Annotated in this window: 1 protein-coding gene; it reads right to left on the reverse strand. The window is 72.4% G+C overall.

All coding sequences use genetic code 11. The features are described from left to right. Positions 1 to 77 precede the first annotated feature (77 nt). A complete protein-coding gene (locus tag ACWD35_RS25225; RefSeq protein WP_451353552.1) occupies positions 78 to 15,056 on the reverse strand; it encodes an SDR family NAD(P)-dependent oxidoreductase in 14,979 nt (4,992 codons plus the stop codon).

Below are 15,056 nucleotides of genomic sequence, written 5' to 3' on the forward strand. Positions count from 1 at the left end.
GCAGGCGCCCTTCCGGGTTTCCGTCTTTTCTCTCGCGACGAGCGATCCAGCTCACGGCACACGGCCGCGCGCTCAGATCACACGTTCTCCGCAAGCCAGTCGAGGACGGCTCCGGCGGTGACGCCGGCGTGGTCCTCCATCATCGTGAAGTGGTCACCGGTCACGGCGAGTCGGGTGAGCCGGCCGCCCCACGCCGATTCCTCGTCGATGCCCTGTTCCTCTCCCGTGAAGGCGTTCTCGGCCTTCACGGCCAGGATCGGCGCACCGATCGGAGCCGGCTCCCAGTCCGAGAACAAACGCATGTAGCCGCCCATCGCGGTGAGCCGGACCTCATCCACCACACCGAACATCTTCTCGCGCTCGAACATCTGCCCGGACAGGTTGGTCTGGATCCACGGCAGTGCCTCGCTGCGGGGCAGATAGGTGTCCAGCATCACCACCGCGGACACGGCCCTGCCGCGCTCCTCCAGCCATCCGGCGACCGCCTGGGCGATCCAGCCTCCCGACGACCGGCCGACGAGCACGACCGGGTCGTCCCCGGCGCAGCGGAGCGCGGCCTCCGCCTGCATCTCCACGACCGCGTCGACACTGGCCGGAATCAACTCTCCCCTGGCGAAGCCGGGTTCGGGCAGCACGGTGACGTCCCGCCGGCCCCGGAAGCCCGCGGCGAAACGGGCGTACTCGCGTGCGCCGGAGATGGCCACCAGCGACGGGAAGCACACCAGGCCCGGTGCCGTGCTGCCCTTCGACAGCCGGACGAGCTTGGGCGGGGTCGTCAGCTCGGCGGCCGAACTGAACGTCGGACGCAGCCGGGCAGCCGCCATCAGCAGCTGGGTTCCCGCCACGTACTGCCCGTCGGCGCACGCCTGCCGGTACAGCGCGTCGATCGTCGAACCGGTCCCGCCTCCAGCGGCCGGGGCAGCCCCCGGACGGCCGTCGCCACCCGTCCCGGAGGACGAGTCCTGGTCCGGCGCGGCGCCCGCTGCGCCCGGGGTGAGCCGGCTGCCCAGGTATTGGGCGAGCGCGGCGGGCGTGCTGTGGTCGAAGACCAAAGTGGCCGGCAGGACCAGGCCGGTGGCGTGATTGAGCCGGTTACGGATCTCCACCGCGGTCAGCGAGGTGATGCCCAGCTCCAGGAAGGCGTGGGTGTCCTCGACGTCGTCCGGCGAGTCGTGACCGAGCACCTCGGCGGTGGCCACGCGCACCAGCTCGGTCAGGATCCGGGTCTGCTCCGCCGCGGTCAGCCCCGTGAGCCGCTGCGCGAGCGGTACCTGCTCCGCGACGCCCGCGCCGGAGCCGGCGGGGGCGTCGGCCACCCGGCGCACCGGAACCCGGACGAGGCCGCGCAGCACGGCGGGCGTCCCGGCCGCGGCTGCCTGCGTCCGCAGGGCGGCCAGGTCCAGGCGCATCGGCACCGCGAGGGGATCCGTCACACGGTCGTCACCCTCCGGCGCGGATGACTCCGCAACCGCCAGGTCGAAGAGGGCCAGACCCTCCTCGGAGGTCAGCGCGGCCATTCCGGAACGGTTCAGCCGCTGGACGTCCGCGTCGTCCAGGTTGCCCGTCATGGTGCTGCGTTCCGCCCACAGGCCCCAGGCCAGGGACGTCGCGGGCAGGCCCGCCGCCCGGCGGTGCTGTGCCAGGGCGTCCAGGAACGCGTTGGCCGCGGCGTAGTTGGCCTGACCCCCGGCACCGAACACGCCCGCCGCCGACGAGAAGAGCACGAACGCCGAGAGCGGCAACCCCCGGGTCAGCTCATGCAGGTTCACGGCCGCGTCGGCCTTCGGACGGAGCACCGTGTCCACGCGCTCCGGCGTCAGCGAGCCGAGAACGCCGTCGTCGAGGACGCCGGCCGCGTGCACCACACCGGTCAGCGGATGGCCGGCCGGCACGGTGGCGAGGAGCTCGGTCAGGGCGGAGCGGTCGGCGACGTCGCAGGCGGCCATCGTCACCGAGGCCCCCATGGCGGTCAGCTCGTCCGCCAGTTCGGCGGCACCGTCGGCCGCCCGACCGCGGCGGCTGGTCAGCAACAGGTGCCGTACGCCGTGTTCGGCCACCAGGTGCCGAGCCACCAGGCCCCCCAGCGCGCCGGTCGCACCGGTGATGAGCACCGTGCCGTCCGCGTCCCACACCGAAGCGGTGCCGGGAGTGCTCTCGTCCTCGGTGCCCTGCCCGGCCTCGGCGGGGCGGGCCACGCGTGCCTTGGCGAGCCGCGGTGCCAGGGCCCGCCCCTCGCGCACCGCGAGCTGCGGTTCGTCCCCGCCCAGGAGCTGCGGCAGGACGGCGAAGGAGGCCTCCTCGTCGTCCAGGTCCAGCAGCAGGAACCGGTGAGGGTTCTCCGACTGGGCCGCCCGGACGAGACCCCATGCCGCGGCGCAGGCCGGGTCGGACAGCTCGTCCCCGGGCCGGACGGCGATCGCGCCCCGAGTGACGAACACCAGCCGCGAACGGCCGAACCGCTCCTCGGCCAGCCACGACTGCGCCAGCCGCAGAGCGCGGTGCACCGCGGCGCGGACCTGCTCGGCGGACGGCTCGCGCGGCTCACCCGCCGGATGTGCGGCGGCGTCCGGCTCCGAGAAGAGCGGCACGAACACCAGGTCCGGAGTCCTCCGGCCGGCCGCCACGGACCGGGCCAGGGCATCCAGGTCGGTGAACCTCTCGGCCTGCGCCCCCGAGGCACCCGCCGACTTCAGCGCCGTCGGCAGATGTGTGCCGTCGTCGCCGAGCACCGCCCACACGCCCGCGGTACCGGACCCGGCGGACCCCGTCACCGGGCTCCACGCGAGCCGGAAGAGGGACTCGTGGAACGTTCCGTGCGCCTGACTGAGCTGTTCGTGCGAGATCGCCCGGGTCACAAGGGATTCCACTGAGAGCACCGGCCGGCCCGACTCGTCGACCGCGGTGAGCGTCACCGTGTCCGGTCCCGCCGGAGCCATGCGTATCCGGAGTGCGGACGCACCCGCCGCGTGCAGCGCCACGCCGTTCCAGGCGAAGGGGAGCCGGACCCGTCCGGTGTTGCCGACGGCCGCCCGCTCGTCACGGTCGCCCCCGTCCGCCCCGGTCCCGCCGGAGCCGGGCAGCCTGACGAACCCGCCGAACGCCATCGCGTGCAACGCCCCGTCCAGCAGGGCGGGGTGGACCCCGAGCTGCCTGGCCTCGGACCACTGTTCCTCGGGCAGCCGGACCTCCGCGAACACCTCCTCACCGCGACGCCACACGGCGCGCAGCCCCTGGAACGTCGGTCCGTACCCGAAGCCGTTCTGCGCGAGCCGCTCGTACAGGCCGTCGACGTCGACCGCTTCCGCGTCCGCCGGCGGCCACGCCTCGGCCGTATCGGTGCCAGTGGACGATCCGCCGTCGGCGATCGCACCCGTGGCGTGCCGGGTCCAGGCGCCCTCCGGCGCCTGCGAGTACACGCTCACCGAGCGCCGCCCGAGTTCGTCGGGCCCTCCGACGGCCACCTGCACAGGGACCGCCCCGTCCTCGGGCAGTGCCAGCGGCGCTTCCAGCGTCAGTTCCTCCAGCCTGCCGCAGCCGACGGTGTCGCCCGCGCGCAGCGCCAGCTCCACGAACGCGGTGCCCGGCAGCAACGTCACCCCGGCCAGGGTGTGATCGGCCAGCCACGGGTGGGTACGCAGCGACAGACGGCCCGTCAGAAGCGCCCCGTCGGTGGCCGGCAGCGCCACGGCCGCACCCAGAAGCGGGTGATCGGCGGTGGACAGACCGGCCGCGGCCACATCACCCGCCGTGGCGGGCGCCGACTCCAGCCAGAACCGCTGACGCTGGAACGCGTACGTCGGCAGCTCGACACGACAGGCACCCCCGCCGCCGAGGAGCGCGGTCCAGTCCACGGTGTGCCCCTGGACATGGACACGGGCCAGCGCCTCCAGCGCCGAGGCAGCCTCGTCCCGGTCGGCCCGCAGTACCGGCGCGAACAGCATCGTCGGCGCGCTCTCCTGGCCCATCCCGGACAGCACCCCGTCCGGGCCCAGTTCCAGGCAGGCCGTGACGCCGTGGTCGGCGAGATGTGCGATGCCGTCCCCGAAACGTACCGCCTCACGGACATGGCGAACCCAGTACTCCGGGTCACACACTTCCTGGTCCGTGGCGAGGGTGCCGGTCAGGTTCGACACGAGCGGGATCCGCGGTGCCTGGTACGACAGTTGCTCAGCGGTGTCCCGGAACGCGCCCAACATCGGCTCCATCAACGGGGAGTGGAAGGCGTGCGACACCCGCAGACGCCGCACTCGGCGCCCCTCGCTCCGCCAGATCCGCTCCAGGTCCGCCACCGGGGCCTCGGCACCGGAGACCACCACGGACGAGGGCCCGTTGACCGCCGCCACGTCCACGTCCGCACGGCCGGCCAGGACGGCACGCACGGACGCCTCGTCCGCCTGCACCGCGAGCATCGCCCCACCCGCGGGAAGGGCCTGCATCAACCGGCCGCGTGCCGCCACCAGGGCGCAGGCGTCGTCCAGGGACCACACCCCGGCCGCGTACGCCGCAGCGATCTCACCGATGGAGTGCCCGGCGACATAGTCGGGCCGCACACCCCAGGAGTCGGTCAGCCGGTAGAGCGCGACCTCCAGGGCGAACAGGCCGCACTGGGTGAACACGGTGGCGTTCAGGGCATCGGCATCCTCGAACACCACCTCGCGCAGGGGGCGTTCCAGCAGCAGGTCGAACCGCGCGCAAACCTCGTCGAAGGCTTCCGCGAACACCGGGTGGGCCGCGTACAGCTCCCGGCCCATGCCGAGCCGCTGGCTGCCCTGCCCCGAGAACAGCAGTGCCAGCTTCCCGGGCACTGCCTGGCCCTGGACCACACCGGCCGCCGACTCGCCCGCCGCCAACGCGGCCAGTCCGGCGGCGAACCCGGACCGCTCGTCGGCCAGCACCACGGCACGGTGTTCGAGCTGCGACCGCGACGTGACGAGGGAGAACGCCACATCGGCAGGCGCGGCCTCGGCCTCGTCCCGCGTCAACGGCAGCAACCGCTCCGCCTGCCCCCGCAGCGCACTGCGGGACTTCGCCGACACCACCCAGGGCAGCAGCACCGGACTGTCAGCCGCGCCGTCCGCCGGCTCCTGCGGCTGCTCGTGCGGCGTCGGCGGTGCCTGCTCCAGGATGACGTGGGCGTTCGTGCCGCTGATCCCGAAGGACGACACACCCGCCCGCCGGGGCCGGCCGGTCTCCGGCCATGCGACGGCCTCGGTGAGCAGTTCGACGTCGCCCGCACTCCAGTCCACGTGCGGCGAAGCCTCGTCGACGTGCAAGGTGCGGGGCACCGCGCCGTGCCGCATCGCCAGCACCATCTTCATCACACCGGCCACGCCGGCCGCCGCCTGGGTGTGCCCGATGTTCGACTTGATCGAACCCAGCAGCAGCGGCTGGTCCTCAGGCCGGTCCTGACCGTAGGTGGCGAGCAGCGCCTGCGCCTCGATCGGGTCACCGAGCCTCGTACCCGTACCGTGCGCCTCGACCACGTCGACCTCGGCAGCCGACACCTGCGCGTTCGCGAGCGCGGCACGGATCACCCGCTGCTGCGACGGCCCGTTCGGCGCCGTAAGGCCATTGCTCGCACCGTCCTGGTTGACGGCCGAACCACGCACCACCGCCAGCACCTGGTGGCCGTTGCGCTCCGCGTCCGACAGCCGCTCCAACAGCAGCATGCCGGCGCCCTCGGAGAACCCGGTGCCGTCCGCCCCTGCCGCGAAGGACTTGCAGCGGCCGTCAGGAGCGAGCCCACGCTGACGGCTGAACTCCACGAACAGCGCCGGAGTCGCCATTACCGTCACACCACCGGCAAGCGCCAGCGAGCACTCCCCCTGCCGCAGCGACTGCACCGCCAGATGCAGCGCCACCAGCGACGACGAACACGCCGTGTCCACCGTCACCGCCGGACCCTCGAACCCGAACGTGTACGAGATACGGCCCGAGGCGATGCTGCCGAGGCTGGGGGAGCCGGGAGCGCCGTCGGGGCCCTGCAGATGACCGTAGTCGTGATGCATGATCCCCGCGAACACACCCGTCTGGCTGCCGCGCACCGACGCCGGGTCGATACCCGCCCGCTCCAGCGCCTCCCACGACGTCTCCAGCAGCAACCGCTGCTGCGGATCCATCGCCAGCGCCTCATTCGGCGAGATCCCGAAGAACGCCGGATCGAAGTCACCCGCGTCGTACAGGAAGCCGCCCTCGCGGGCGTACGCCGTGCCCTTGTGATCGGGGTCCGGGTGGTACAGCCCCTCCAGGTCCCAACCACGATCGTCCGGGAAGTCGGACATCACATCCGCGCCCCTGGTGAGCAGGGACCACAGGTCTTCCGGGGCTCGCACACCGCCGGGGTACCGGCAGCTCATCGCGACGACGGCGATCGGCTCGTCCACCCTCGTGTCCGTCCCGGCGACCAGGAGCGCGGGCCGCGCCGCGCCAACGGGATCGCCGGCGTTCGCCGCCGACAGTTCCGTCAGCAGGTGACGGGCGAGCACGGCCGGCGTCGGGTAGTCGAAGACCAGCGTGGCGGGCAGCCGCAGCCCAGTGGCCGCGTTCAGCCGGTTCCGCAGCTCCACCGCCGTCAGCGAGTCGAAGCCCAACTCCTTGAACGCACGGTCGGACGCGACCTCGTCGCCCGGCGCGTAACCGAGTACGGCACCGACATGGGTACCGGCCAGGTCCAGTACGGCCTGTTCCCGCTCGGCCTCCGAGAGGTGCGCCAGGCGCTGCCACAACGCTGAAGTGCCTGTATCGGTGCCGGACGTCTCCACGGAACGGCGAGTGGGAACACGCACCAGCTCCCGCAGCAGCGGCGGTACGACGCCGGACGCTGCCTGGGTACGGAGTGCGGGCAGGTCGATACGAACGGGCAGCAGAACCGCGTCCGTCGTGGCCGGGGCGTCCGCCGTGAGAGCCGTGGCGTCGAACAGGGCGAGGCCCTCGTCCGAGGTGAGCGCCGCGACACCGCCGCGGCGCATGCGCCGCATGTCCGCCTCACCCAAGTGACCTGTCATGCCGCTGCGTTCGGCCCAGAACCCCCAGCCCAGCGACAGCGCCGGCAGCCCCTGGGCCCGACGGTGAGCCGCCAGAGCGTCGACGAACGCGTTCGCCGCCGCGTAGTTGCCCTGCCCCGCACCACCGAACGTACCGGCCGCGGAAGAGAACAGCACGAACGCCGACAGATCCAGGTCCCGGGTCAGCTCGTGAAGGTGCAGGGCCGCATCCGCCTTCGGACGCAGCACCGCATCGAGCTGATCCACCGTCAAAGACGCGATGACACTGTCGTCCAGCACACCGGCCGCATGCACGACAGCCGTCAATGGATGCTCGGCGGGCACTGCCGCCAGCAGCTCCGCCACGGCCTCCCGCTCAGCCGTGTCACAGGCCGCCACCGTCACCGACGCACCCAGATCGGTCAGTTCCGTCGCCAGTTCGGGCGCACCCGCCGCCGCACGGCCCCGCCGGGACACCAGCAAAAGGTGCCGCACACCATGCTTCGCGACCAGATGCCGGGCCACCAAAGCGCCCAGCGTTCCCGTGGCACCGGTCAGCAGGACCGTGCCCTCAGGGTTCCAGGCAGAACCTGCCCCGGCCACCGTCTCGGCCTTCGCGCGCGCCAGCCTCGGAGCGAACAGCTCACCCTCTCGTACGGCGATCTGCGGTTCCCCGGCAGCGAGTGCGGCATCGAGCACCGCACCCGGCGCCTCGGCCGCCTCGGCCGCCTCGTCCAGGTCGATCAGCACGAACCGGTCCGGGTGCTCGGCCTGCGCCGAACGCACCAGACCCCACACGGCCGCCGCCGCCAGATCGGTCACATCCTCACCCGGCACCGCCGACACCGCACCGCGGGTCAACACCACCAGACGCGACCGGGCGAACCGCTCCTCAGCCAACCAGCCCTGGAGCATCTCCAGGGCACGACGCGTCGCCTCCCGCACACCGGTGCTGTCCTGTGTGTGCGTCGTGAAGAACGCAAGAACCACGTCCGGAACAGTCGCCGTTCCCGCCTCCACAGCCGCCCGCAGCTCCGCAAAGTCGGGGCAGACCACGGCCGTCGGAAGAGGAGTCGTCGTTGGAGCACTCGCCGCGACATTGCGCCAAGCGACGTGGAACAGCGCCTGGTCGGTGGCGTGTGCGGCAGCTCCCAGCTGCTCCGGGGAGACGGAACGCGTGACCAGGGACGTGACCTCCGCCACCGGTGCTCCGGTGGTGTCCGCGGCGAACAAGGACACCGCGTCCGGCCCGGCCGGAACGAGCCGCACGCGCAGCGCGTCCGCGCCTGTGGCGAACAAGGACACCCCGCCCCACACGAAGGGAAGAGCGGCACGCCGCTCACCGGCTTTCTGCTCCAGGTCGTTCGATCCCGACGCCACCGGATGCAAAGCGGAGTCCAGCAGGGCCGGGTGCAGCCCGAAGCGACCCGCCTCGGCACGCTGCTCCTCGGCGAGGGCGACCTCGGCGAACACCTCGTCCCCGCGCCGCCACACGGCACGCACACCCTGGAAAGCGGCACCGTACTGCAACCCCGCGACCGCCAGCCGCTCGTACAGATGCTCCACCGCGACCGGCTCCGCATCGGCCGGCGGCCACACACCCAGATCAACCGCAGTGGCCGACTCACTCGTCCCGGCCGCAGAGGACAGCACGCCGGACGCGTGCCGCGTCCACGATTCGTCGGAACCGTCTTCACGACGGGAGTACACGCTCAGCCGCCGGTGCCCGTCCTCCTGTGGGCCTTCCACGACCAGCTGCACCTGTACCGCTCCGTTGTCGGGCAGCACCAGCGGCGCCTCCAGCGTCAGTTCCTCCAGCCGGTCACAGCCGACCCCGTCCCCGGCACGCAGCGCCAGCTCCACGAACGCCGTCCCCGGCAGCAACGTCACGTCCCCCACGGCGTGATCGGCCAGCCACGGGTGCGTACGCAGCGACAGCCGGCCCGTCAGAAGGAACCGCTCCGCATCCGCCAGGGCCACGACCGCCCCCAGCAAGGGGTGTTCTGCGGAGGACAGACCGGCCGCGGCCACATCACCCGCCACGGCGGGCAGCGCCTCCAGCCAGTAGCGCTGGCGCTGGAAGGCGTACGTCGGCAGCTCGACGCGCCGGGCACCGGTGCCCTCGAAGAGCCCGGCCCAGTCGACGGACGCGCCACCGATGAACGCCTCGGCAGCGGAGGTGAGGAGCCGCTTCAGGCCGCCCTCGTCACGTCGCAGCGAACCGACTGCGGTGACAGGGGTGTTGATGTGTGCTTCGGCGGTCTGTTCGACGCCCATGGTCAGCACCGGGTGCGCGCTGGACTCGACGAACAGGCGGAAACCGTCGTCCAGGAGGGCGCGGACGGTGTCGGCGAAACGGACCGTCTGGCGCAGGTTGCGGTACCAGTAGCCCGCGTCCAGACCGGTCGTGTCCAACACCGCGGCGGTCACCGTGGAATAGAAGGGAACACGCGCCGCCTGCGGGACGATGCCCGCCAAGTCGCGCAGGAGGACGTCCTCGATCTCCTCCACATGCGCGCAGTGCGAGGCATAGTCCACAGCGATACGGCGAGCCCGCACGCCGTCCGCCTCACAGCGTTCGAGGAGTTCGTCCAGGGCGTCCGCGTCACCGGAAACGACCACCATAGCCGGGCCGTTGACCGCCGCAACCGACAAACGCCCGTCCCAGGCAGCGAGCCGCTCCTGCACGGCCTCGACACCGAGCGAGACCGACACCATGCCACCACGCCCCGACAGCGCACGGATGGCCTTGCTGCGCAAGGCCACGACCTTCGCCGCGTCCTGGACGGAAAGGGCGCCGGCCACGCACGCGGCGGCGATCTCACCCTGCGAGTGACCAATCACAGCGGCCGGCTCCACGCCGTACGAGCGCCACACCTCGGCCAGCGAGACCATCACCGCCCACAACACGGGCTGCACGACATCGACCTGCTCCAGCCAGGCCTCGTCGTCCGTGCCGCGGAGGATGTCCGTCAGCGACCAGTCCACGAACGGCGCCAACGCCGCCGCGCACTCGCTGATCCGTTCCGCGAACACCGGCGAGGAATCCAGCAGTTCAGCCGCCATACCCAGCCACTGCGAACCCTGCCCGGGGAACACGAACACCGCACGACCATCCGCACCGGCCGCACTCCCCCGCACCACACCCGCAACCTCACGGCCCTCGGCCAGAGCCTCCAACCCAGGCAGACCGTCCAGGACCACAGCCCGGTGCTCGAACACCGACCGCCCCGTCGCCAGCGAGAAGCCGACGTCCACGGGTGACAGCTCGGCAACATGGGCGGCCAGCTCTGCCGCCTGGGCCCGCAGCGCGGCCTCGGACTTGCCCGACAGCATCCACGGCACCACCACCGGCGGCACGACGGCCCCGGTCGGCTCGTCCTCCGGAGCCTCGGCGGGAGCCTCTTCGAGGATGACGTGGGCGTTCGTGCCGCTGATACCGAAGGACGACACACCCGCCCGCCGGGGCCGGCCGGTCTCCGGCCATGCGACAGCCTCGGTGAGCAGTTCGACGTCGCCCGCACTCCAGTCCACGTGCGGCGAAGCCTCGTCGACGTGCAGGGTCTGCGGCAGCACACCGTGCCGCATCGCCAGCACCATCTTCATCACACCGGCCACGCCGGCGGCGGCCTGGGTGTGCCCGATGTTCGACTTGATCGAACCCAGCCGCAGGGGCTGGCCCTCGGGCCGGTCCTGGCCGTAGGCAGCCAGCAGCGCCTGCGCCTCGATCGGGTCACCCAGCTTCGTACCCGTGCCGTGGGCCTCCACCGCGTCCACCTCGGTGGCCGACACCTGGGCGTTGGCCAGGGCGGCACGGATCACCCGCTGCTGCGACGGACCGTTCGGGGCCGTCAGGCCGTTGCTCGCACCGTCCTGGTTGACGGCCGAACCACGGACCACCGCCAGCACCTGGTGGCCGTTGCGCTCCGCGTCCGACAGCCGCTCCAACAGCAGCATGCCGGCGCCCTCGGAGAACCCGGTGCCGTCCGCTCCCGCGGCGAACGCCTTGCAGCGGCCGTCGGGAGCAAGACCCCGCTGACGGCTGAACTCCACGAACAGCGCCGGAGTCGCCATCACCGTCACACCACCGGCGAGGGCCAGCGAGCACTCGCCCTGCCGCAGCGACTGCACCGCCAGATGCAGCGCCACCAGCGACGACGAACACGCCGTGTCCACCGTCACCGCCGGACCCTCGAAGCCGAACGTGTACGAGATACGGCCCGAGGCGATGCTGCCGGGGCTGGGGGAGCCGGGAGTGCCGTCAGGGCCCTGAAGGAGGCCGTAGTCGTGGTGCATGATCCCCGCGAACACACCCGTCTGGCTGCCGCGCACCGACGCCGGGTCGATACCGGCGCGCTCCAGCGCCTCCCACGACGTCTCCAGCAGCAGCCGCTGCTGCGGATCCATCGCCAGCGCCTCACGCGGCGAGATCCCGAAGAACGCCGGATCGAAATCGCCCGCGTCGTACAGGAAGCCGCCCTCACGGGCGTGGATCTTCCCCGGGGTCTCGGAGCCGGGTTCGTAGAGTTCGTCGAGGTCCCAGCCGCGGTCGTCCGGGAACGCGGACATGGCGTCCGTACCGGGTTCAAGGAGCTGCCACAGTTCTTCCGGGGTGCTGACGTCACCCGGGAAACGGCAGCTCATCGCGACGATGGCGATCGGCTCGTCGGCCGTCGTCCGGACGGCCGGGAGCGCGGCCTGTGCCGTGCCGACGGCGGCTCCGCCGTGTTCCGCCGTCACCTCCGCCAGCAGGTGGCGGGCGAGCACGGCCGGTGAGGGATAGTCGAAGACCAGCGTGGCCGACAGCCGCAGCCCAGTGGCCGCGTTCAGCCGGTTGCGCAGTTCCACGGCCGTCAGCGAGTCGAAGCCCAGTTCCTTGAACGCGCGGTCGCTGTCCACCGCGGTCTCGTCGGCGTGGCCCAGGACCGCGGCGACATGGACACACACCAGCGTCCGCAGGACGTCGTCCTGTTCGGCCTCCGGCAGTCCCGCCAGGCGCTGCCAGAGTGCCGACGTGCCGGTCCCGGTACCGGTGCCGGACGCCTCCACCGTACGGCGGGTGGGGATGCGCAGCAGGTCACGCAGCAGCGTCGGTACCACGCCGGACGCGGCCTGGGCGCGCAGTGCGGGCAGGTCGAGGCGTATGGGCAGCAGGACGGCGTCCGCCGCGGCCGAGTCGGTCGCCGGGGTCGCCGTGGCATCGAACAGGGCGAGACCCTCGTCCGAGGTGAGGGCGGCGATGCCGGCCCGGTGCATGCGTCGTACGTCCGTGTCGGCCAAGTGGCCGGTCATTCCACTGCGTTCGGCCCACAGACCCCAGCCCAGCGAGACCGCGGGCAGACCGTTGGCACGCCGGTGGGCGGCCAGGGCGTCGACGAAGGCGTTCGCCGCCGCGTAGTTGCCCTGCCCGGCGCCCCCGAACGTCCCGGCGGCCGAGGAGAAGAGCACGAACGCGGCGAGGTCCAGGTCCCGGGTCAGCTCGTGGAGGTGGAGGGCCGCGTCCACCTTGGGCCGCAGGACCGCGTCGATCTGATGCGGCGTCAGTGACTCGACGACACCGTCGTCCAGCACGCCGGCAGCGTGCACGACCGCGGTCAGCGGGTGCTCGGCGGGCACGGTCCGCAGCAGCTCCGCGAGCGCCGCCCGGTCGGCGGTGTCGCAGGCCGCCACCGTCACCGAGGCACCCAACTCACCAAGTTCAGCAGCCAGTTCGGACGCGCCCGGTGCCGTACGGCCGCGTCGGGAGATCAGCAGCAGATGCCGTACGCCGTGCTCGGCGACCAGGTGTCGCGCCACGAGGGCGCCCAGCGTGCCGGTGGCGCCCGTCAGCAGGACGGTGCCGTCCGGGTTCCAGGAGTCGGCCGGCACGGCACCGGAATCAGAACCGGATCCGGTCAGGGTCCCGGCCGTGGCGCGCGCCAGGCGCGGGGCGAGCGGCTCGCCCGAGCGCACGGCGATCTGCGGCTCGCCCGATGCGAGCACGGCGTCCAGCAGCTCACCGGACACCTCCTGCTCGTCCAGATCCAGCAGCACGAACCGGTCCGGGTGCTCGGCCTGCGCCGAACGCACCAGACCCCACACGGCCGCAGCCGCGAGATCCGTCACGTCCTCACCCGGCACGGCGGACACCGCGCCCCGGGTCACAACGACCAACCGCGAACCGGCGAACCGCTCCTCCGCCAGCCACACCTGCAAGGCCTCCAGCGCACGGCAGGTCGCGTCCCGCACCTCCGCCGGATCATCGGCACCCGCGCCGGTGCTGTCGTCCGTGCGCGTCGTGAAGGAGGCCAGCACCACGTCCGGAACGGCCTCGGTTCCCGCCGCCACCGCGGCCCGCAGCTCCTCCAGGTCCGGGTAGAACACGGTCGACGGGGACTGCACCGGGGTGCGCTGCGCGATCTTGCGCCACGCGACGCGGAACAGCGCCTCGTCGGTGACCCGCGCCACGGCCCCCAGCTGCTCCGGTGACACGGTACGCGTCACCAGGGACGTCACGGCCGCGACCGGCGCGCCCGTGGTGTCGGCGACGAACACGGCCACCGCGTCCGTCCCGGCCGGGGCGAGCCGGACGCGCAGCGCGTCCGCGCCCGTGGCGAACAGGGACACCCCGCCCCAGACGAACGGAAGCCCGGCACGCCGTTCGCCGGCGCTCCCCTCCGGGTCGTCCGGTCCCGACGCCATGGCGTGCAGGGCGGAGTCCAGCAGAGCGGGGTGCAGGCCGAAACGGCCCGCGTCGGCGCGCTGCTCCTCGGCGAGGGCAACTTCGGCGAACACTTCGTCGCCGCGCCGCCAGGCCGCCCGTACGCCCTGGAAGGCGGCACCGTACTGCAACCCCGTGGCCGCGAGCCGCTCGTACAGGTCGTCCACCGCGACCGGCTCCGCGCCGACCGGCGGCCACTCGGCCAAATCGGCGTCGAACAGGGCCTCGTCGCTGTCACCAGCCCGGCCGGCCGTCAGCGCGCCCGTGGCGTGCCGCGTCCAGGATCCCTCGGAAGCGTCCTCCGGCCGCGAGTACACCGCCACCGGCTGCCGCCCCGCCGCGTCCGGGCCGCCGACCGTCAACTGCACCTGTACGGCGCCGTCGTCGGGCAGCACCAGCGGCGCCTCCAGGGTGAGTTCCTCCAGCCGGTCGCAGCCGACCGCGTCCCCGGCGCGCAGCGCCAGCTCCACGAACGCCGTACCCGGCAGCAGCGTTGTCTCGGCCACCGCGTGATCGGCCAGCCACGGGTGTGTACGCACGGACAGCCGGCCCGTCAGCAGGAAACCTTCCGCGTCGGCCAGCGCCACGACCGCACCCAAAAGCGGGTGATCGGCGGACCCGAGCCCCAGACCGGCGGCGGCGTTCTGGCTCACCACCAGGCCTGTGTTCTCCAGCCAGTAGCGCTCGCGCTGGAAGGCGTAGGTGGGCAGGTCGACGCGCCTGGCCCCCTCGAACAGGCCGGCCCAGTCGACGGACGCACCACCGACGAACGCCTCGGCGGCGGAGGTGAGAAGCCGCTTCAGGCCGCCCTCGTCACGTCGCAGCGAACCCACGGCCGTAACAGGGGTGTTGATGTGTGTCTCGGCGGTCTGCTCGACGCCCATGGTCAGCACCGGGTGGGCGCTGGACTCGATGAACAGACGGAAGCCGTCGTCGAGGAGGGCGCGGACGGTGTCGGCGAAGCGGACCGTCTGACGCAGGTTGCGGTACCAGTAGCCCGCGTCCATGCCGGTCGTGTCCAGCACCTCGGCGGTCACCGTCGAGTAGAAGGGCACAGACGCCGCCTGCGGGGTGATTCCCGCAAGGTCGCGCAGGAGGACGTCCTCGATCTCCTCCACGTGCGCGCAGTGCGAGGCATAGTCCACAGCGATACGGCGAGCCCGTACGCCGTCCGCCTCACAGGCGGCCAGCAGCTCGTCCAGGGCGTCCGCGTCGCCGGAAACGACCACCACGGCAGGACCGTTGACCGCCGCCACCGACAGACGACCACCCCAAGCTGACAGCCGCTCCTCTACGTCCTCGACACCGAGCGAGACGGACACCATGCCACCACGCCCGGACAGCGCACGAATGGCCTTGCTGCGCAGGGCCAC

The sequence above is a fragment of the Streptomyces sp. NPDC002671 genome (assembly GCF_053592475.1).